The 19,379-nt window shown below is 60.9% G+C and carries 13 protein-coding genes, 1 rRNA gene and 2 pseudogenes; 10 read left to right on the top strand and 6 right to left on the bottom strand.

Going from position 1 to position 19,379, the window contains the following annotated elements; translation table 11 throughout:
- The first annotated feature begins 104 nt into the window (after positions 1 to 104).
- Genes P5W98_RS29850 through P5W98_RS29840 form a run of 3 tightly spaced genes read left to right on the top strand, consistent with a single transcriptional unit; the run spans position 105 to position 4,961 of the window.
- Positions 105 to 362: a PAAR domain-containing protein gene (locus P5W98_RS29850; RefSeq protein ID WP_421027180.1), complete on the top strand. Its 258-nt coding sequence runs from the start codon at positions 105 to 107 to the stop codon at positions 360 to 362.
- A gap of 2 nt (positions 363 to 364) precedes the next feature.
- On the top strand, positions 365 to 4,330 hold the full coding sequence (locus P5W98_RS29845) for a type VI secretion system Vgr family protein (RefSeq protein WP_421027368.1): 3,966 nt from the start codon (positions 365 to 367) through the stop codon (positions 4,328 to 4,330).
- A 7-nt stretch (positions 4,331 to 4,337) separates the two neighbouring features.
- The gene (locus tag P5W98_RS29840) at positions 4,338 to 4,961 is read left to right on the top strand and encodes a hypothetical protein (RefSeq protein ID WP_421027367.1); all 624 of its coding nucleotides are present in this window, start codon (positions 4,338 to 4,340) and stop codon (positions 4,959 to 4,961) included.
- A gap of 416 nt (positions 4,962 to 5,377) precedes the next feature.
- Here P5W98_RS29840 and P5W98_RS29835 read toward each other — a convergent pair whose 3' ends face one another.
- Both P5W98_RS29835 and P5W98_RS29830 read right to left on the bottom strand, forming a co-directional pair.
- Positions 5,378 to 6,430 carry an IS630 family transposase gene (locus P5W98_RS29835; RefSeq protein WP_421026256.1) on the bottom strand — a complete coding sequence of 351 codons (1,053 nt, stop codon included), beginning with the start codon at positions 6,428 to 6,430 and terminating at the stop codon, positions 5,378 to 5,380.
- 310 nt (positions 6,431 to 6,740) lie between these two features.
- Positions 6,741 to 8,090, bottom strand: a complete 1,350-nt coding sequence (locus tag P5W98_RS29830; protein WP_421023129.1) for an IS4 family transposase — start codon at positions 8,088 to 8,090, stop codon at positions 6,741 to 6,743.
- Between the two features lie 132 nt (positions 8,091 to 8,222).
- Between P5W98_RS29830 and urtA the strand changes: the two genes are divergently transcribed.
- The 5 genes from urtA (at position 8,223) to urtE (ending at position 14,079) form a co-directional block, all read left to right on the top strand.
- Positions 8,223 to 9,524 carry an urea ABC transporter substrate-binding protein gene (urtA, locus tag P5W98_RS29825; RefSeq protein ID WP_421027366.1) on the top strand — a complete coding sequence of 434 codons (1,302 nt, stop codon included), beginning with the start codon at positions 8,223 to 8,225 and terminating at the stop codon, positions 9,522 to 9,524.
- 135 nt (positions 9,525 to 9,659) lie between these two features.
- On the top strand, positions 9,660 to 11,270 hold the full coding sequence (urtB, locus tag P5W98_RS29820) for an urea ABC transporter permease subunit UrtB (RefSeq protein ID WP_421027365.1): 1,611 nt from the start codon (positions 9,660 to 9,662) through the stop codon (positions 11,268 to 11,270).
- 1 nt (position 11,271) lies between these two features.
- Positions 11,272 to 12,468, top strand: coding sequence for an urea ABC transporter permease subunit UrtC (urtC, locus tag P5W98_RS29815; protein WP_421027364.1), 1,197 nt, complete (start codon positions 11,272 to 11,274; stop codon positions 12,466 to 12,468).
- A 3-nt stretch (positions 12,469 to 12,471) separates the two neighbouring features.
- Positions 12,472 to 13,323, top strand: a complete 852-nt coding sequence (urtD, locus tag P5W98_RS29810) for an urea ABC transporter ATP-binding protein UrtD (protein WP_421027363.1) — start codon at positions 12,472 to 12,474, stop codon at positions 13,321 to 13,323.
- A 63-nt stretch (positions 13,324 to 13,386) separates the two neighbouring features.
- Entirely contained in the window at positions 13,387 to 14,079 is a 693-nt protein-coding gene (urtE, locus tag P5W98_RS29805; protein ID WP_421027362.1) for an urea ABC transporter ATP-binding subunit UrtE, read from the top strand.
- A 107-nt stretch (positions 14,080 to 14,186) separates the two neighbouring features.
- On the opposite strand, the gene P5W98_RS29800 is transcribed toward urtE, so the two are convergent.
- A complete protein-coding gene (locus P5W98_RS29800) occupies positions 14,187 to 14,453 on the bottom strand; it encodes a hypothetical protein (protein WP_421027361.1) in 267 nt (88 codons plus the stop codon).
- Between the two features lie 467 nt (positions 14,454 to 14,920).
- Here P5W98_RS29800 and P5W98_RS29795 point away from each other — a divergent pair, with 467 nt between their 5' ends.
- Complete coding sequence (locus P5W98_RS29795) at positions 14,921 to 16,921, top strand: alkaline phosphatase family protein (protein ID WP_421027360.1); 2,001 nt, start codon at positions 14,921 to 14,923, stop codon at positions 16,919 to 16,921.
- 22 nt (positions 16,922 to 16,943) lie between these two features.
- On the opposite strand, the gene P5W98_RS29790 is transcribed toward P5W98_RS29795, so the two are convergent.
- Complete coding sequence (locus P5W98_RS29790; protein ID WP_421027359.1) at positions 16,944 to 17,885, bottom strand: IS630 family transposase; 942 nt, start codon at positions 17,883 to 17,885, stop codon at positions 16,944 to 16,946.
- Between P5W98_RS29790 and P5W98_RS29785 the strand changes: the two are divergent.
- A pseudogene (locus P5W98_RS29785) lies at positions 17,827 to 18,788 on the top strand (IS3 family transposase). The gene P5W98_RS29790 and the pseudogene P5W98_RS29785 sit on opposite strands and share 59 nt — an antisense overlap.
- Before the next feature lie 85 nt (positions 18,789 to 18,873).
- Here P5W98_RS29785 and P5W98_RS29780 read toward each other — a convergent pair.
- Together P5W98_RS29780 and rrf are read right to left on the bottom strand one after the other, a co-directional pair.
- A pseudogene (locus P5W98_RS29780) lies at positions 18,874 to 18,996 on the bottom strand (ABC transporter ATP-binding protein); the annotation flags it as partial.
- A gap of 130 nt (positions 18,997 to 19,126) precedes the next feature.
- Positions 19,127 to 19,240, bottom strand: a 5S ribosomal RNA gene (rrf, locus tag P5W98_RS29775).
- Positions 19,241 to 19,379: the final 139 nt, after the last annotated feature.

The following is a 19,379-nucleotide window of genomic DNA, read 5'->3' as shown; positions in this document are numbered from 1 at the left end:
TTTTCGGATTTTTCGTGTTCCAGGCAAAAACTGGCTAGCAAAGGATAGGCGTCCGCGAACAACGCAAGTTGCCGCCACCCCCTTTCCTTTGGAGGTCAGAGCCGATGAGAGACGCAGTAACGGGGCGCGACGTTGCGCGCCTGGGCGATATCACAGACCACGGCGGCGAAGTCATTCAGGCCGCGTCGAACCTCACACACCACGGCGTACCGGTCGCGCTCGACGGTCACCTTGTACGGTGCGCGAAATGCGGCGGCGATTTTCCAATCGTCGCTAAGGGCAGGCGCACGCATGGCGGCGTGCGTGTGGCGTTCATCGGTGACACCACAACCTGCGGCGCGACATTACAGCGGGGGACCTGAGCATGTGGTTCCCCAGAAAATACAACACCCCCGTGCGCATGCGCGGTCCCGAATTGCCCGTACGGGAAATCACCCTGCAAAGGGGGAGACGGGAACAGGACTACAGTGAGGACGTCCTGCTGCCGCGACGCATTACAGGCCATGAAGCCATCGGGCAGCTTTTCGAATATCGCATCGAGGCGGTCAGATCCGTTCCCCACCCGGAGTGGTTTGCCACCGACGAATTCGAAGTCGATCTCGACGCCATCAAGGGCTCGGCCATCACGCTGACATTCAAGGACGTTTTCACAACAAGTCGCCACTGGCGCGAGCCCCATGACCGCGAACGCACTGGCATACGCGAAATCACCGGCATCGTTGCAGATGCCGAAGTACTGGGCACCGAAGGCGATAACGTCGTCTATGAATTCGTGCTGCGTCCGATCTGGTGGTGCGCGACGCTGCGTAAAAACTCGCGCATCTTCATTGAAAATAGCATCTGTGACATTCTCCATACGATCCTTAAATCGTACAGCCACGATATCAAATTTCGTATCGAGAACACGCCGTCTCCGCGACGCGATTTCATCCGGCAGGCATCGGAAACGGACTGGAACTTCTGCATGCGCCTGTGCGAGGAATTCGGCTTTCTGATCTGGTTCGAACATAGTAAAGGCCGCCATTTCCTTGTCATCGCGGACAGCATCCGTGCCTGCAAGGCGCAGACCGCGCCCTACGCAACGCTGCCTTATCGTCCCAATGGCGGGTATCTCGACAGGGAATATGTCACGCATCTGTCCTGGCGCACGTCGGTTGCGCTCAACAGGGTCGTAGTCCATGACCACAGCTATATTTCGCCGCGACTGAGCGCGAACAGCGCGCCATATCGCGAAGAGTACGGTATCAAGCACGGAAATAGCCATCCAGACATCTTCGATAGTGAACGAATCGAGTCCTACGAGCCCGCCGAATACGCGCAGCCGGAAACAACCCGCTACCACTCGAAGCCGGTGGATAGTCCGGGACCGGAGGAAGCAAAGGCCTGGCGCAAGGAGGCCCAGCATCTCGCGCGCGTGAAGCTCGAAGCCGCCCGCTGTGGGCGCATCCGTGCGAAGGGCCAGGGCGCGCTGCGTGGTATCGAATCGGGCAGGACATTCACGCTGACGGACCATCCGCACGCCGGGGCGAACGGCGAATATCTCGTGCTCGATTGCAGGATCGATATCCGGGGAACTCAGGGGCTGTCGTCAAAGCTCGACGGTGGCGTGGCGGAATATGAGTTTGACGCCCAGTTCGAACTGCACCCCACGCGAGAGCCCTATCGCATGCCGCAGGTCACGCCGCGTCCACGCATCGAAGGATACGAAAATGCGGTGATTGTCGGGTGGGAGCAGCACCCGATAATGGTCGATGCCTATAACCGTGTGCGGATCCAGTACGCCTGGGACCGGGAGGGCAACTATCACGGGAATACGTCCATCTGGGTACGCCTCGCGCTGCCGTGGCAGGGCGACCAGATGGGCGTGGTGATGCACGGGCGGCCCGGTCAGGAGGTGCTGGTCGCGTATGTCAACGGCGATCCTGACCGGCCCATTGTCGCTGCGTTCGTGTCGAATCAGGACAACATGCCACCGTGGAAGCTGCCGGCAAATCGTGCGCTCACCGGCATCGTGAGCCGCACGCTCGGTAACGGCAATACATCGAACCATCTCGTGCTGGACGACACGGAGAATCGTCAGCAGGCCCAACTGGCATCGGATCATGCGAAGAGCAGCCTGAGTCTGGGCTATATCACGCGCATCGAAGGCAACGAAGGGCGGCAGGAGGGGCGCGGCGAAGGCTTCGAGCTACAGTCAGAAAAGCAGGGCGTCCTGCGCGCACTCGGGATGCTGCTGACCACCATTGTGAAGCTCGGCGCGGCGGGCAAGATGAAGGAGATGGGCGAGACCATCGCCCGACTCACGCGTGCGCGCGACATTCACGAGAGCATGGCGCGGCAGGCGCAGCGGCACGGCGCGCAGGACGCGGGCAGCGATCAGTCCAGCGTGACCGCAAGCATGCGCCGCGACAATGCCGAGTTGCGCGGCAAGCCTGCTGCCGGGGCGCATCCGGGCGTGGACGATTTCCCCGAGTTCGAAGCGCCGCACCTCACGCTTTCGAGCGCGGCGGGCATCCAGACGGCGGCGGCGGGCAGCACGCACATTGCGAGCGACGAACACACCGCGATGACCACTGGCGGGCATGTCTCCATCGCGACGGGCAAATCGTTCCTCGCTTCGGTGCGCGAGACCATCTCGCTATACGCGCAGAAGGCGCTGTCATTTGTCACGCCGGGACCGGTTCGTATCGAGTCGCGCACCGACTCGATGACGCAATCGTCCCAGAAGGACATGACTATTACGAGTACGCAGGGCATCGTGGAGATAACGGGAAAGAACGGCGTGGATATTCGCTGCGGCGGAACGTTGCTGCGCATGCGCCCCGAAGGTCTTACCATCTATACCGATGGAAAATTCCTCGTTCACGCGGGGGACCATGCGACCGACGATCCGCAGGCGCGACCGGTTGATTTCCCCGTTACGCCCGACAACCCCGGCAAGTACGCAGCGCATCATGTACTGGTTGAGGACGGCGGCGGCTTCGCGGTGGCGAATCAGCCGTACCGCCTCACGCTCGATGATGGACAGATCATTGAGGGCGTGACGAGTGAGCTGGGCGAATTGCAGATGGTGACAAGCAATACCATATCGTTCGGCGTGGTTGAGTTGATGTCGCAAAGTTCGCCTGATGACGTAATCGGCGTGACCCATGTAACGGTCTACGACGATGCCAGTCGCTCGGTTACCCCGCCATCGGAGCCTCCCGCGAAACGCACTACGACCATTGGCGGCAAGAGCGCGAGTACCCCCGATGAAAACGTCACGTCACAAGCCAAGCAGCCTGAGTACTTCACCTGCGATGCGCTGAATTTCGGTCTCCGGCGGTATCGGCTTCTCAAAGGCGCAACAGCGGAAGACACACCGTTGAAGTATCAACGCCGCGACAACATCGAATATCCGGTCGCGAAGACGTATACAGCGGCAACCAAGACGGCACTTGAAGCGATAGACTGGGTAGGACTGGATAAAGGTCCGTCGAACGTATTCTACGAAACGATCGTTTCAGCCATTCAGCCGTCGCTATGGGCTGCGCTTCAGGACGGACCGTTCGGATTGCGTGCTGGGTCCGAAGAAAGATACGGTGCTATGCCTGAAGTCGTGATTGTTGGACCGGAAGGGTATCCGAAGTACGGAATGAAAGCCGACTACGCAGGTGGCTTTGTATCGGAATATTGGACCATCGCGATCAACACAACACGCGTGGACAGGATTGTGAGCTATGCCAAACCATTGGACGATAAATCATTGACAGGAAAAGCTCTCGACACTGCACGGAGGAATTTGAGCGAGACGCTTCGTGATATTGCAGATACGCTCTATCACGAATCACGGCATTGCCAACAACGGTACTGGATGATCTCCCTGTTTCACAGCTACCCAGGCGACTATGCAAATTTCAGAGGGTTGGGAATTTGCTACCAAAATACCGTTAATGATAATGCGCTCACAATTGCGAGTGGGACAAAATTCCCCGCGGATGAATTGGCAAAAATCGGCATGCACCGGATGCTTGTATTCGACTACTACTGGAGAATTTGTGGAAAAACAACGAAGGCCAATCCGAAGCTTGCACCGATCCTGAAGGATCTCGAAATTGTCGAGCAGGAAGTATGCAAGTTGAGGAACGTTACGCCGGAAGTCGCGAAACTGATGGTAGATGAAAAGAAAGGCTATAGGAGTCAGTTACATGAAGAAGACGCATGGACGTGTGGTGAGATTGTTACTTCATACTGGCGTGATCCTGATGGTAAATTCCGGGTCAATCCAGGCGCATGCACAAAGCAGTACGGCGATACAGTCACCGCAATCGGAGGCAAGCCCAATGCATGAGCAGAACATGGACAAGCAACATGAAGCCATTCTCGCAATGCTCGATGAGGCCATGACGATCCTGCGTGACGGAAAATCATTCAATCCGGAAAGTGGAATTTTTGGAGTAGTCAAATCTACGGACGAAGGCCCCGAGAATACAGGACGTGTCTATCGATATGAAAACGACACGATGCCACCATCGAAACTCGTAATGACTACGGAGGCTGATCCATTGAATTACTTCGAGGACCGATCAAAAGTAGCAGTTGTGCCGTCACAACTTCTTCTCCGATTCTATAAGCCGGTTCGTGGGTTTACGTGGACCGAAATACAAAGGCGGCTCGATCTAGCCGATTACTGGGTCGATACAGGCGGTAACAGGCAGGAGGGCAACTGCTTTCCTGCGTCGCCGCCTAACGACTGGATCACGATCTGTCGCTACCGCGCGAACGAGCATATCGATAGCCGCTTTCCGGTCAATGTCGAGTTGGGCTTCTTCGGCCCGACAAAGGAAGGTATGTATGACCTTGACCGCGTAAAAATCCGCCGCGCCTACCCCTACCTGACACCCGAAATGCGCAAGCAGAAGCGCGAGGAAAAAGCCCTGCGCATCCGCGAGAGCGGCTACACCGGGGTGATAGACGACTAACCGTCCGATTCGAAAACATGGTCACCGACCGTGAGGCCAGGTGACTATGCTCCGACGAATCCGACACAAGCTCGTCGTGGCGTCCAATCGATCAACAATGGAGGCGATACCTGCATGGTGTTTGCCAAACGCATCAACCTGGGTAGTCGACCCGCAAGGACGAGAAGTTTCCGGAGCGCACCATGCGAAAGAGCGACGGCGTCAAGATTCATGACGCAGGCCCCGTAAAGATCTGGCGGTGGGAAGCATTTCCGAAGGCCGGGGACGCCAAATGACCCAGCGATTCGACCGTATAGTCGAGCGTCGCCGCAGTGCGCGTTACTCATGCTCGCGTATCCCTACCTGCGCCCGAGCAACGCAAACAGAAGCGCGAGGAAAGGATTAAACGCATTCGTGGAAGCGGCTAGTCCGCTGCGTCATTGAATTGGCACCACTCGAATCCGACGCGAAGGATCGTCATATTTCCACTTGATCGGCTTCGGGTTCTTGTTGTGCTCGCGAATGTAATGCATCAGTTTGCGATCCAGATCCTTCACCGAAGTGAAGATGCCGCGCGCGATAACATCGCGCTGGATGCGCGAGAACCAGTTCTCCACCTGGTTGAGCCACGACGAGTAGGTCGGCGTGAAGTGCAGGCGCACGTTGCGATGCGCATCGAGGAACTCGGCGACCCGATGCGTCTTATGGCTGCTGACGTTGTCGCAGATAACATGGATTTCGCGGCGTTTGGGCTGGCTGGCGACGACGTCGGTCAGGAAGGCCACGAACTGTTCGCTGGTGTGGCGTGCTGCCGTTTTGCCCAACACCTCGCCGGTGGCGGTGTTGAATGCCGCGAACAGACTGAGCGTGCCGTTGCGCTTGTACTCGAAGCCGTGGCTCTCGGCACGCCCCGGTGACAGCGGCAGCATCCGGTCCTTGCGGTCGAGCGCCTGGATCGCGGTCTTCTCGTCCACGCAGAACACCGCTGCGTGCGCCGGTGGGTTCAGGTACAGCCCGATCACGTCGGCCGCCTTGGCCTCGAAATCCGGGTCGTTGGAGACCATGTGCCGCCCCAGCTGCTGCGGTTTGATGCCGTGCTTGCGCCAGATGCGCTGCACGGTCGAGACCGACACGTCGCTGAGTTCTGCCGCGAGTTTGTAGCTGCTCCAGTGTGTCGAACCGTCGGCAGGCCTGTGTTTGAGGGTTCGGTTGAGCACCCGCGCTTCCAGTCTCGCGGGAGGCTGCCTGGGCGCACGCCCGGGGTGCCGGGCATACATGCCGGCCAGCCGCTCACTGAGGAATCGCGCCGACCAGCGCGCGATGAAGCGAGAATCACAACCGAGTGTGCGCATGATGCTGTCACGCGACTCGCCGTCCTCGAGCATCAGGATCAACTTCGCGCGTCGCACGTCCGCCGCACGCACCGTCCGGCTACGCGCCGCCGACAGCAGTTGCTCCCGCTCAATATCTGTCAGATTCATTTTTCCCATGACCTAGATCTGAACACAGACGGGGTGCTAATTCAATGACGCAATCGACTAGCACGATCGCACCGGGCCGCACGACGCGCAGCAATTCACGCATGAGCGCCAACGGCTTTTGCGTGACGTGTAAGCCTGGCCCGTCCCTCAATGCGTGCGCCGCGCACCACGATGGCGCGCGCGCACCGACATCATCCATCGTTGGCCCGCCTTCCGATCATTCAATCCGCACACCCGTCCGTGGTCCACCCGGATTGCGCCCCGCTTGCGCGCATTGGCCCGGAAGTTGCATTCACTCGCGGTCGTTCTGCCCATTTCATTACACACAAGTCTGCTGCTCAAGCTCGCGCGCGTATCTGATGCCGGCAGCAAAATCCACCACTCGCTGCATGCCTAGCCAGATGGTTTTGACGCCAGGCTCGCCGTCGCCTTTGCGGGCGAGGAAGCCGCCGAGCCTGGCGACGAGCCGTACCACTTCGTTTAGTCGCGGCGGTTTGTCGGGTGGGGCCTTCTTGTTGAGAATGAAGGCGGCCTTCCATTCATCGGGCTCGAATAGCAGTCCGGCATCGAGGTCAGGGCAAGTGCGACCTAACCGCATGAGACGAGCAATGCGCCACGCCACCACCATGAACACCGCCAGCGCCCGCTCGATGCGCTCGATCGTGCTCAGTTGTAGCGCCTCGACTCGGCAACCGTTCTTCAGCACATGAAAGAAGGTTTCCACCTCCCAGCGGGCGCGGTACCAATCGATCAGCCGCGCGGCTTCGGTGATATCCAGCACGTCGCGATTGGTCAGCAAGCGCCATTCGATGGGCGTCGCCCCGGCGGGCGCGTCAATCTCGCGCGCAACGAGGCAATTGATCGACACAACACCGCCCTGGCCATCGGGCACATCGATTCGACGACTCCAGATTTCCTGCTGAACCTCCCGCGCCTTCTGTCGCTGGCGACCCGGCAACGTGAAGCGGATTTCACCAAGCGGCTCGCCTTGCGTGGCGCGATCCCATAGTCTTTGACCTTCGGCCAACACGCGATTGTGCTGGGCGCGAATCAGCCAGTCGGCCGGGTAACCCAAATCGCGCGCTTTGGCCATCAGCTCGACAATGTCCGACTCACGGTCTGCGACATACACCAACCGCGTGCCGGGCAGATCCACCGCCAGCTCGGCTACCCGTTCGTATCCCTCGATCCAGCGCGTGCTTTCCTTGATACCGCCACGCTTGCCTCGGGCGTCCTTGCGCTCACGCGACCACATCCAGGCATTGAGCACGCCCAACGGTTCACGCTGTGGCGTGACCGCGTAGGTTGCGTGAACGTACATGCCGCGCTGTGCTTCATACGACAACGGTCCCAGTCCTGCGATCTCCTGCCCGTTAAAGTTCAGCTCGGTCGTGTCATCCAGGCACAGCACCACCTCGCATGCCCGCATCCGCTCGGTCGAGCTCTGCCAGTGCGGCTCCATGACGTCGGTCCATTCCAGCTTGTCCTGCGCGAAGAACCGATAAGCCGCCGCCGTCTCCGCCCAGCCACCGCACGCCAGCGGAATGCTCGCCGTCGGATTGCCCGACAATTGCTCGGCCAGCACGATCGCCCGCCGGTTCAGGCGCTTGTCGCCCAGATCGATGCCCTTGAATTCCATTGCCGCCCAGCTCTCCGTTGCTCGTGCCATTCGCCTGCCGCGCAAAAAGCAAGAGTAAACGGCAAGCCGCGACAGTTTACAAGCCGCTCACGCCGACTTGTGTGTAATGGAATGCGTTCTGCCTCCTGGATCCACACCACCTTTAATCCTTAAGGACGATAAATGAAAAAGCGCGAGTTTCTGAAAATGGCATCGGCAGCGGGGATGGCGGGGATCGCAGCACAAGTACCTGCCGTATTCGCGCAGAGCGCCGACAAAGGCCCGATCAAGGTTGGCATCCTCCACTCGCTGTCCGGCACGATGGCGATCTCGGAGACGTCGCTGAAAGACACCGCGCTGATGACGATTGCCGAAATCAACGCAAGCGGCGGCGTGCTGGGTCGCCAGATCGAGCCGGTGGTCGTGGACCCCGCGTCGAACTGGCCGCTCTTCGCCGAGAAGGCTCGCGGCCTTCTCACGCGCGACAAGGTCGCGGTCGTGTTCGGCTGCTGGACCTCGGTGTCGCGCAAGTCGGTGCTGCCGGTGTTCGAGGAGTTGAACGGCCTGCTGTTCTACCCGGTGCAATACGAAGGCGAGGAGATGTCGCGCAACGTGTTCTACACGGGCGCCGCGCCGAACCAGCAGGCGATTCCCGCCACCGAATACCTGATGAGCGCCGAGGGCGGCGGCGCGAAACGCTTTTTCCTGCTCGGCACCGACTATGTCTACCCGCGCACGACCAACAAGATCCTGCGCGCATACCTGAACTCGAAAGGCGTGCACGATGCAGACATTCAGGAGGTCTACACGCCGTTCGGGCATAGCGACTATCAGACCATCGTCGCCAACATCAAGACCTTCTCGCAGGGCGGCAAGACCGCGGTGATCTCGACCGTGAACGGCGACTCCAACGTACCGTTCTACAAGGAGCTCGGCAACCAGGGGCTGAAGGCCACCGAGGTTCCCGTCGTGGCGTTCTCGGTGGGCGAGGAAGAACTGCGCGGCATCGACACGAAGCCGCTCGTCGGCAACCTCGCCGCCTGGAACTACTTCATGTCGCTGCGCGATCCGCAGAACACGAAGTTCAAGACGATGTTCGCCAACTGGGTGAAAAAGAATAATCTGCCCGGCGGCGACAAGCGCGTGACGAACGATCCGATGGAAGCGACCTACGTGGGCATCCACATGTGGAAGCAGGCGGTCGAGAAGGCGAAGAGCACCAACGTCGACAAGGTGCGCGTCGCGATGATCGGCCAGAAGTTCAATGCGCCTTCGGGCTTCGAGCTCGAGATGGACGGCAATCACCATCTGCACAAGCCGGTGATGATCGGCGAAGTGCGCGCGGACGGTCAATTCAACGTGGTCTGGCGCACCAAGACGACGGTGCGCGCACAACCGTGGAGCCCGTTCATCGCTGGCAATCAGGGCAAGCCGGATGTGGTGTCGTCGATTCCGGACTTCCTGCGCCGACGTCGCGTCGCGTGATTGCCTGATCGATGCATGGCCCGCGATGGGCCAACCCGTTGTGGGCCAGCCCTTGATGGGCCAGCCCGTCGTGGTCCACGCCGCCCGCCGCGCTCCGGCGGGCGCTCTCAACCGCTGCACGATGCACGCCATTACATGACCCATAGCCAATCGCTGCGCGCGCTGCTGGTTTCGATCCTGCTCGCGCTCGCCAGTCCCGCCGTCTTTGCGTTGACGGCCGCCGATCTCGCTGCGCTCGCGCAAGACGACTTCGACGCCAAATCCGCGGCGATCGACAAGTTGATCACCAGTCACGACGCGCCGTCGCGCGCGATGCTCGAGGCGCTCTCGGAGGACAGCGTGCTCGTGACCGATAGCGGCGAAGTGCTGCTGCAAAACGGCGACACGCTCAAGGACGCCGTCACCGGCAAAACCGTTGCCGCGAGCGACGCGCAACCGGTGACGCTGAATAATCTGCTGCGCTCGAAAGTGGCCGGCGCGCTGTCCGGCTTGCAACTCGATTCACCGGACTTCGCCACGCGCCGCTCGGCCGTCGAAGCGCTGTTGAAAAATCCCGATCCGTCGATGAAGGCGCAGATCGACGCGGCCCGCGCGAAAGAAACTGATCCGGCCTTGAAGCGGCGCCTCGACACGCTATGGGCGATGACCGCGCTGCACAACCCCGATGCCGCGACGCGTCTCGAGGCGGTAAAGCTCGTCGCGGCGCGGCAGGATCTCGACATGTACGAGCTGTTGCGTCCGCTCGTCGCGAAGCAACCCGACGGCACTTATGCCGAGCCGGACGCAGCGATTCGCGCAGCCGCTCAGGAAGGCATCGACTCGCTCGACGCCATCCAGCGCCGCAGCGAGATCGCCGGCACCGTGTTCGCGGGCCTGTCGCTTGGCAGCGTGCTGTTGCTCGCGGCACTTGGCCTCGCGATCACCTATGGCCTGATCGGCGTCATCAACATGGCGCACGGCGAATTCCTGATGATCGGCGCTTACGCGACGTATGCGGTGCAGAACTTCATCCAGCACTACGCACCCGGCGCATTCGACTGGTATCCGCTGCTCGCGATTCCGGCCTCGTTCCTCGCGGCGGCGCTCGTGGGCATGGCGCTGGAGCGGCTCGTGCTCAAGCACCTGTACGGCCGCCCGCTCGAGACGCTGCTCACCACCTTCGGCGTGAGCCTGATTCTGATCCAGGCCACGCGGATGATCTTCGGTGCGCAGAACGTTCAGGTGTCCAATCCATCGTGGATGAGCGGCGGCGTCGCCGTGCTGCCGAACTTGATCCTGCCGTATAACCGCATCGCGATTCTTGCGTTCTCGCTGATCGTCGTCGGCATCGCTTGGGCCGTGCTGACGAAAACGCGGCTCGGCCTGTTCGTGCGCGCCGTCACGCAGAATCGCCACATGGCAGCGTGCGTCGGCGTGAAGACGGCGCGCATCGATTCGTATGCCTTCGCGTTCGGAGCGGGCATCGCGGGGCTGGGCGGCTGCGCGCTCTCGCAGATCGGCAACGTCGGTCCGGACCTGGGCCAAGGCTACATCATCGACTCGTTCATGGCCGTGGTGCTGGGCGGCGTGGGGCAGATCGCCGGCACGGTCATCGGCGGCTTCGGTCTCGGTCTCGTCAGCAAGGCGATTGAGCCGTTCTGGGGCGCGGTGCTCGCGAAGATCGCGGTGCTCGTGCTCATCGTGCTGTTCATCCAGAAGCGTCCGCAGGGCCTGTTCGCCCTGAAGGGCCGCAGCGCGGAGGCCTGAGATGACCACCGCAATCTCCTCCGTTTCCCCTCATGACGCAACCGACAAGACCCGCGCACCATCGGCAGGCGCTGCGCAAGAAGGCTTCGCACTCGGCCTGCCAGCGCGCCCTCCGCTGCTGTCGCGCCACGCCTGGCTCGCGCTGATCGCGTTGATCGTTGCCGTAGGCCTCGGCGTGCCGTTTTCGGCGCTCGTGCTGCCCGAGTCCAGTGCATTCCATTTGTCCGCGTATGCGATGACGCTGGCCGGCAAGTTCATGTGCTATGCCATCGGCGCGCTCGCGCTCGATCTCGTGTGGGGCTATTGCGGCATCCTGAGTCTCGGCCACGCGCTCTTTTTTGCGCTGGGCGGCTACGCCATCGGCATGTATCTGATGCGCGCGATCGGCCATGACGGCGTGTACGGCAGCGACCTCCCCGACTTCATGGTGTTCCTCAACTGGAAGACCATGCCGTGGTATTGGGCCGGCACGCAGCACCTGGGGTACGCCTTGCTGCTGGTCGTGCTGGTGCCCGCCGCGATTGCCTGGGTGTTCGGCTTCTTCACGTTCCGCTCGCGCGTGAAGGGCGTGTACCTGTCGATCATCACGCAGGCGCTCACGTTCGCCGCCATGCTGCTCTTCTACCGCAACGAAACCGGCTTCGGCGGCAACAACGGCTTCACGGACTTCAAGCGTATCGCCGGGTTTCCGATCACGCATGCCGGCACCCGCACCACGCTCTGCCTGATGACGTTCGCGGTGCTCGTGCTCGCATTTCTCGGGGCACGATTCATCGTCACGTCGAAGTTGGGGCGCGTCGTCACCGCCGTGCGCGACGGCGAAACGCGGCTGATGTTCCTCGGCTACAGCCCGCTCGCGTACAAGCTCTTTGTGTGGGTCGTCTCCGCCGTGCTGTGCGGGATTGCCGGTGCGCTGTACGTGCCGCAAGTCGGCATCATCAATCCGAGCGAGATGTCGCCGGGCAACTCGATCGAAATGGCGATCTGGGTCGCCGTGGGCGGGCGCGGCACGCTGATCGGGCCGATCATCGGCGCATTCGCAGTGAACGGCGCGAAGAGCTTCTTCACCGCGTACTTCGCCGAATACTGGCTGTTCTTCCTCGGTCTCATTTACGTGCTGGTGCCGCTGCTGTTGCCCAACGGGATCTTGGGCCTGATCGAATCCCGCCTCGAACGACGCCGCCGCGCGAAGGAATGACCGATGACACCGCACTCCATGCTCCTGAACGAAGACGCATCGGACCATGCGCTCAGCGGTGTGGCGTCGCTTGGCCGGGTCGTCACGCCCGGCGAAATCGACGTCTCGCACGGCGCGATCCTTTATCTGGACGACGTGGTCGTCAGCTTCGACGGCTTTCGGGCGCTCGACGCGCTCACGCTCTCTATCGACGCCGGTGAGCTGCGCTGCATCATCGGACCAAACGGCGCAGGCAAGACCACGATGATGGACGTGATCACCGGCAAGACCCGCCCCGATCACGGCAAGGTGTTCCTCGGCCAGACCATCGACCTCACGCGCATGAACGAGCCGGAGATCGCGCATGCGGGCATCGGCCGCAAGTTCCAGAAGCCGACCGTATTCGAGCAGCACCCGGTATGGGAAAACCTCGAACTCGCGATGAAAACCGACAAGGGCTGGTGGGCCTCGCTGCGCGCACGCCTCGATCGCAGCGCGCAGGCACGCATCGAGGAAACACTCGGCATCATCGGCCTCGAAAGCGCAGCGCGGCGCGCGGCGGGCGAGCTTTCGCACGGCCAGAAGCAGCGCCTCGAGATCGGCATGCTGCTGATGCAACAGCCCGCCTTGCTGCTGCTTGACGAGCCCGCCGCCGGCATGACCGACGACGAGACGATGCAGCTTGCCGAGCTCCTGAACCAGCTGCGCGGCACGTGCTCGATGATGGTTGTCGAGCACGACATGGAGTTCGTGGCGGCGCTCGCGGGAGAGACGGGCAAGGTCACCGTGATGGCGGAAGGCCGCGTACTGGCGCACGGCACGCTCGACAACGTAAAGCAGGACGAATCAGTGATCGAATCGTATTTGGGCCGATAGAACACGCACCGAATTCCGTGCGGATGCTCGCGTCGATATCACGCAAAACAGGAAGCCATAACCATGCTGGAAGTCGACGGACTGAACCAATACTACGGCGGCAGCCACATCCTGCGCGATGTGAAGCTGGCCGTGCCGGAAGGCAAGCTGACCGTTTTGCTTGGCCGCAACGGTGTCGGCAAGACTACTTTGCTGCGCTGCCTGATGGGCGTCGTGCAAGCGAAGAGCGGCTCGATCGCCTGGCGCGGCAACGCGCTCACGATGCTGCCCACCTGGGCGCGGGTTGCGCAAGGCCTCGCCTATGTGCCGCAAGGGCGCGATATCTTTCCGCGTCTTTCCGTCGAAGAGAATCTGCTGGTGGGCGCGGCCAGCCGCAAGGCGCCATCGGGCGTGCCGGAGCGCATCTACGATCTGTTTCCGGTGCTGTGGAACATGCGCTCGCGGCGTGGCGGCGATCTCTCCGGCGGACAGCAGCAACAGCTCGCGATCGGGCGCGCGCTGATGAGCGAGCCGCAGCTTCTGATTCTCGATGAGCCGACCGAAGGCATCCAACCGTCGATCATTCAGGACATTGGCCGGACACTGCGCCAGCTCGTCGAAGAAATGGGCATGACAGTACTGCTCGTCGAGCAGTACTACGACTTCGCGAAAGCCATTGCGGACCAGTACTGGGTGATGCGTCGCGGCGAGATCGTCGCGGGTGGCGAAGGGGCTGCGATGGATCAGGACGGCGTGCGAGAACTGATTGCGGTTTGACGCGCGTTGTCAGTTGCGCTGCACCATCCGGCGTCGCGCCACGTGCACCCAGGCAGGCTGACTCGTGGGGCGCTGGACGCGCCCCACGGGGCGAAACACGAAGCGAATCAATGCCCGTGCGCCGCGCGCCAACCGGCACGCTTTTTCGGCTGCTGACCGGGCGCGCCGGTGTGGAACCCTGCCGAGACGATAAAAAGAATCCCGGCGAACGGCCAGACGAAGGTGGCAAAGACAAAGCTGAGCCAATACGCATCTTGTGGAGGGTATGCCTGAAGTGCCCAGATCAGGCACGCAGCTGGCAACATCAGCAGACACAACGCCGACCGGTGAAGAAAAACCGCGGCCCTTGCATTCTTGAGCGTCTCAGCTTGCATGCCTACCTCCATAGGGAATGGCACTGAGACATAGAGTCGCACGGCAACCGCCGCACGCAAACTTGGTGAAATCCCTGACACGCGCTTTTCTACAGAATATGCGGCTATGCAGCAAATATTGGGGCCCGCGCATCAACCAGGCATGACTAATTGATGGGTGCTTCAAAGACATCGCGCGCGAGCAACCAGGCGACCCTGTATCGCGAATGCGAATCCCTGCTTGCCTGGGAGGCATCCCAATCGCCCATGCTGCTGTCGACGAGCGCGACCCGCAGTATTCGAAAGATTCATGAAGGTCAATCGTAGGCACGGTCACATGACCGGCATAAAAGCGCCTTACTACCGTCCCGTCAGCGTCATGCAAGTGGTTTAGTTTTCCAGCCTGCAACACGCCGCAATCATCTGGAAAACCGTACAAACCTCCCCCCAGTCTTGCGAAGAAGTGCAACGCTTCCATGGAGACTCACATGAGCCTGACATCGAGACCGAGACACCCAAGGTCTGCCGCCCCCGCTTTGCTTGCTGCTGTTTCGCTGGCCTCCGCGGCCATCTTCTGCTCCGCAGCGGCCGGCCAGCCGCAGGCGCGCACGGATCCCTCTCTGGCAACGGCAACCCCGATCAAGCACGTCATCATCATCGTGGGCGAGAACCGGACCTTCGACCACGTCTTCGGCGCCTATCAGCCGCGGGCGGGCCAGACCATCTCGAACCTTCTCTCCAAGGGCATCATCAGGGCGGACGGCTCACCCGGACCGAACTTCAAGCTCGCCGAGCAGTACACGGCGAAAGCAACCAATCCCTCACGATTCGACGCCAGCCCCGCATCGAAACAGCCTTATTCGACGCTGCCAGCGCCGAACACGGGATCGGCGCCGACCGCCGCGAGCGACGCGAATCCGCCGCCGTTCGCCACGCTTGCGGCTGCACAGGCGGCAGAGGGCAACGCGCTCGAAGCTGGCGACGTCGTTCATCTGACCACGGGCGCGACAGGTCTTCCAAACGACGTGCCCGATACGCGCTTCGGTGCGAACCTCTATAACTTGCAAAGCGGTCCTTATCAAATTTCGCGCGTCGGCCCGAACTACGACCAGTACATGAACAGTCCGGTCCATCGCTTCTATCAGAACTGGCAGCAAGCCGATTGCAATATCGCGCACGCCACTTCCGCGAATCCGAGCGGATGCAAGATGGACCTGTTTGCGTGGGTTGAAACCTCGGTGGGCGCCGGATCGAACGGCAAGCCGCAGCCCGCCAATTTCACAGACGAGACAACCCACGAAGGCGCTACGGCCCTTGGGTTCTATAACGTCAACACCGACGACATGCCCTACTTCACCGAGCTCGCGCGCCATTACACGATCAGCGACAACTATCACCAGCCGGTGATGGGCGGCACGGGCGCGAACAGCATCATGATCGGCACGGCCGATGCGCTCTATTACACCGACGGCCAGGGCAATCCCGCTACGCCGCCGCAAAACCAGATCGAGAATCCGCGGCCGCAGCCGGGCACCAACAACTGGTATGCGCAGGACGGCTACTCGGGCGGGAGCTATAGCAATTGTTCGGATCCGAAACAGCCTGGCGTGGGCGCAATCCGGCATTACCTCGACAGCCTGCCGTATCGCCCCAATGCCAATTGCGCGCCCGGCTCGTACTATCTGCTCAATAACTACAATCCCGGCTATAACGGCGACGGCACCGTCAATACGAGTGCGTTCACTATTCCGCCCTCCCCGGTGCGCACCATCGCTGACACCCTGCTCGAACGCAGCATTTCATGGAAGTACTATGGCGAAGGCTGGAAGACATTCGTGACCAATCCATCAACCAGTGTCTATTGCAATATCTGCAATCCGTTTCTGTATGAAACGGCGATCATGACGAATCCGGCGCTAGTGGCCGCGCATCTCCAGGATACGAGCAACCTGTATTCGGACATTGCGAACGGGACGTTGCCGGCTGTCTCCTTCGTGAAGCCAGGCGGCCTGCTGGATGGACATCCGGCCTCTTCGAAGTTCGGCCTCTATGAAGCGTTCGTGCACAAGATCATTAATTCGGTTCAAGCGAACCCTGCCTTGTGGGCGTCCACTGCAATCTTCATTACGACCGATGAGGGAGGCGGCTATTACGATTCCGGCTACATTCAACCGGTCGACTTTTTCGGGGACGGGCCGCGCATTCCGCTCATTGTCGTGTCGCCTTACTCGCGCGGCGGCCGGGTGGTTCACGATTACTCGGATCACGTCTCGCTCGTGAAATTCATCGAGCACAACTGGTCGCTGGGACCGATTACGGCGCGCAGCCGCGACAATCTTCCGAACCCGGTTCAGCTTCCTTCGAACCCCTACGTGCCCACAAATGCGCCGGCTATTGGGGACCTGTTCGGTGTTTTCCGGTTCGAACCCGTCAAGCAATCCGGGCTGGAGAATTCAAACGAAGGGGCTGTGGGGATGTCGCCGTTCTGATCACGTCGGCTAGTCCGCTGCGTCATTGAATTGGCACCACTCGAATCCGACGCGAAGGATCGTCATATTTCCACTTGATCGGCTTCGGGTTCTTGTTGTGCTCGCGAATGTAATGCATCAGTTTGCGATCCAGATCCTTCACCGAAGTGAAGATGCCGCGCGCGATAACATCGCGCTGGATGCGCGAGAACCAGTTCTCCACCTGGTTGAGCCACGACGAGTAGGTCGGCGTGAAGTGCAGGCGCACGTTGCGATGCGCATCGAGGAACTCGGCGACCCGATGCGTCTTATGGCTGCTGACGTTGTCGCAGATAACATGGATTTCGCGGCGTTTGGGCTGGCTGGCGACGACGTCGGTCAGGAAGGCCACGAACTGTTCGCTGGTGTGGCGTGCTGCCGTTTTGCCCAACACCTCGCCGGTGGCGGTGTTGAATGCCGCGAACAGACTGAGCGTGCCGTTGCGCTTGTACTCGAAGCCGTGGCTCTCGGCACGCCCCGGTGACAGCGGCAGCATCCGGTCCTTGCGGTCGAGCGCCTGGATCGCGGTCTTCTCGTCCACGCAGAACACCGCTGCGTGCGCCGGTGGGTTCAGGTACAGCCCGATCACGTCGGCCGCCTTGGCCTCGAAATCCGGGTCGTTGGAGACCATGTGCCGCCCCAGCTGCTGCGGTTTGATGCCGTGCTTGCGCCAGATGCGCTGCACGGTCGAGACCGACACGTCGCTGAGTTCTGCCGCGAGTTTGTAGCTGCTCCAGTGTGTCGAACCGTCGGCAGGCCTGTGTTTGAGGGTTCGGTTGAGCACCCGCGCTTCCAGTCTCGCGGGAGGCTGCCTGGGCGCACGCCCGGGGTGCCGGGCATACATGCCGGCCAGCCGCTCACTGAGGAATCGCGCCGACCAGCGCGCGATGAAGCGAGAATCACAACCGAGTGTGCGCATGATGAAGAAACTGCTGGCCGAAGCCATGCTCGATATGGAAGCGTTGAAGGTCGTCGTCAAGGGAAAGCCCTGAGCCCGCAAGCCAAACGCGAAGCAGTGTCGGCGATTCGGGAGAAGGTCAACATCTCCGAGCGCCGCGCCTGCCGGCTTGTCGGGCTTTCTCGCAGCGTTCTGCATTACGACGCGAAGCCGGACCACGAGAACGCTATGCTAGCGGCGCGTCTGGTGGAGTTGGCGCACGAACGTCGTCGATTCGGCTACCGCCGGTTGCACGCCTTGGTGGAACGCGAAGGCACACACGCCAATCACAAGCGCGTCTATCGCCTGTACCGTGAGGCAGGGCTGGCTGTGCGGCGCCGTCGCAGGCGCCACGGCGTAATGATTGAGCGCGAGCAACTGGCGTTGCCGAGCGCACCCAATGAGGTGTGGTCAATCGATTTCGTGATGGATGCACTTGCCAACGGCCGGCGCCTGAAATGCCTGACCATCGTCGACGATTTCACGAAAGAGGCTGTCGACATCGTCGTCGACCACGGCATCTCAGGCTTGTATGTCGCTCGGGCATTGGACCGCGCAGCTCGCTTCCGTGGCTATCCCAAGGCGGTGCGAACAGACCAGGGACCCGAATTTACGAGCCGCGCGCTTGACCAGTGGGCGTATGCGAACGGCGTCACTCTGAAGTTGATTCAGGCGGGCAAGCCAACGCAGAATGCGTACATCGAATCGTTCAACGGCAAGTTCCGCGACGAATGCCTTAACGAGCACTGGTTCACGACGCTCGCCCACGCTCGGGCTGTCATCGCGGCATGGCGTCAGGACTACAACGAGGAAAGGCCGCACAGCGCACTGAACTACCTTTCGCCAGCAGAGTTTGCGGCGAAACATCGAGCAACAGCGGATGCTCCTGCCGCTATCCAGGAGCTGGTTTAAAGGGACTTTGCTAGAAGCCCGTTGGCCCTATTGAAGGGGGCAGGTCACGCTATCCACTACTGTTAAACGATTCAAAATTTTCTCAGATGGATACAACCGTCGCCGCCAGCGAGTTGCGGTCGTTCGACGACGGCTCCAGCAGAATTGCCTCGGGACGCAACGCTAGCATACGTTCCTTGCCGGCGTCGTCCGATGGGAGCGACCGGGATATTCGCGCCTGCTTGCAGACGTCCTGACGTTTATAGTTTCTGATTCCTGTAATCCGTTCCACGCACACAAACGCCAGAACCCCGGCGCTCATTCGGAGTCACCGGGGTTCTGGACATACTGCATGGGGAGCCTGACGATTACCTACTTTCACACGGGCAATCCGCACTATCATCGGCGTGGAGCTGTTTCACGGTCCTGTTCGGGATGGGAAGGGGTGGGACCAGCTCGCTATGGTCATCAGGCATGACGGGTTGCTGCGTCGCACGGGTTTGGGTGAACCTGGCGCCACAGCCAATCGGGAAGAAGCGTAAAGAGGTGCTGTTTCTTGGGGTTGTGTTGTTTCTGGCACAACACCGATCTCTCAACCTGCGCGTCCTTCAC

It is taken from the genome of Paraburkholderia sp. A1BS-2L, assembly GCF_051125205.1.
In the GTDB taxonomy this organism is placed as follows: Bacteria; Pseudomonadota; Gammaproteobacteria; order Burkholderiales; family Burkholderiaceae; genus Paraburkholderia.
Note: the sequence above shows the minus strand (reverse complement) of the source record. Positions and strands in the feature narration are given on the sequence as shown.

Bases quoted from the DNA above. Each gene is read 5' to 3' on its own strand.
- P5W98_RS29840 (WP_421027367.1), top strand. From the start codon at position 4,338: ATGGACAAGCAACATGAAGCCATTCTCGCAATGCTCGATGAGGCCATG.
- urtE (WP_421027362.1), top strand. From the start codon at position 13,387: ATGCTGGAAGTCGACGGACTGAACCAATACTACGGCGGCAGCCACATC.
- P5W98_RS29830 (WP_421023129.1), bottom strand. From the start codon at position 8,090: ATGGCACGAGCAACGGAGAGCTGGGCGGCAATGGAATTCAAGGGCATC.
- urtC (WP_421027364.1), top strand. From the start codon at position 11,272: ATGACCACCGCAATCTCCTCCGTTTCCCCTCATGACGCAACCGACAAG.
- P5W98_RS29845 (WP_421027368.1), top strand. From the start codon at position 365: ATGTGGTTCCCCAGAAAATACAACACCCCCGTGCGCATGCGCGGTCCC.
- urtB (WP_421027365.1), top strand. From the start codon at position 9,660: ATGACCCATAGCCAATCGCTGCGCGCGCTGCTGGTTTCGATCCTGCTC.
- P5W98_RS29800 (WP_421027361.1), bottom strand. From the start codon at position 14,453: ATGCAAGCTGAGACGCTCAAGAATGCAAGGGCCGCGGTTTTTCTTCAC.
- P5W98_RS29790 (WP_421027359.1), bottom strand. From the start codon at position 17,885: ATGGCTTCGGCCAGCAGTTTCTTCATCATGCGCACACTCGGTTGTGAT.
- urtA (WP_421027366.1), top strand. From the start codon at position 8,223: ATGAAAAAGCGCGAGTTTCTGAAAATGGCATCGGCAGCGGGGATGGCG.
- urtD (WP_421027363.1), top strand. From the start codon at position 12,472: ATGACACCGCACTCCATGCTCCTGAACGAAGACGCATCGGACCATGCG.
- P5W98_RS29835 (WP_421026256.1), bottom strand. From the start codon at position 6,430: ATGGGAAAAATGAATCTGACAGATATTGAGCGGGAGCAACTGCTGTCG.
- P5W98_RS29850 (WP_421027180.1), top strand. From the start codon at position 105: ATGAGAGACGCAGTAACGGGGCGCGACGTTGCGCGCCTGGGCGATATC.
- P5W98_RS29795 (WP_421027360.1), top strand. From the start codon at position 14,921: ATGAGCCTGACATCGAGACCGAGACACCCAAGGTCTGCCGCCCCCGCT.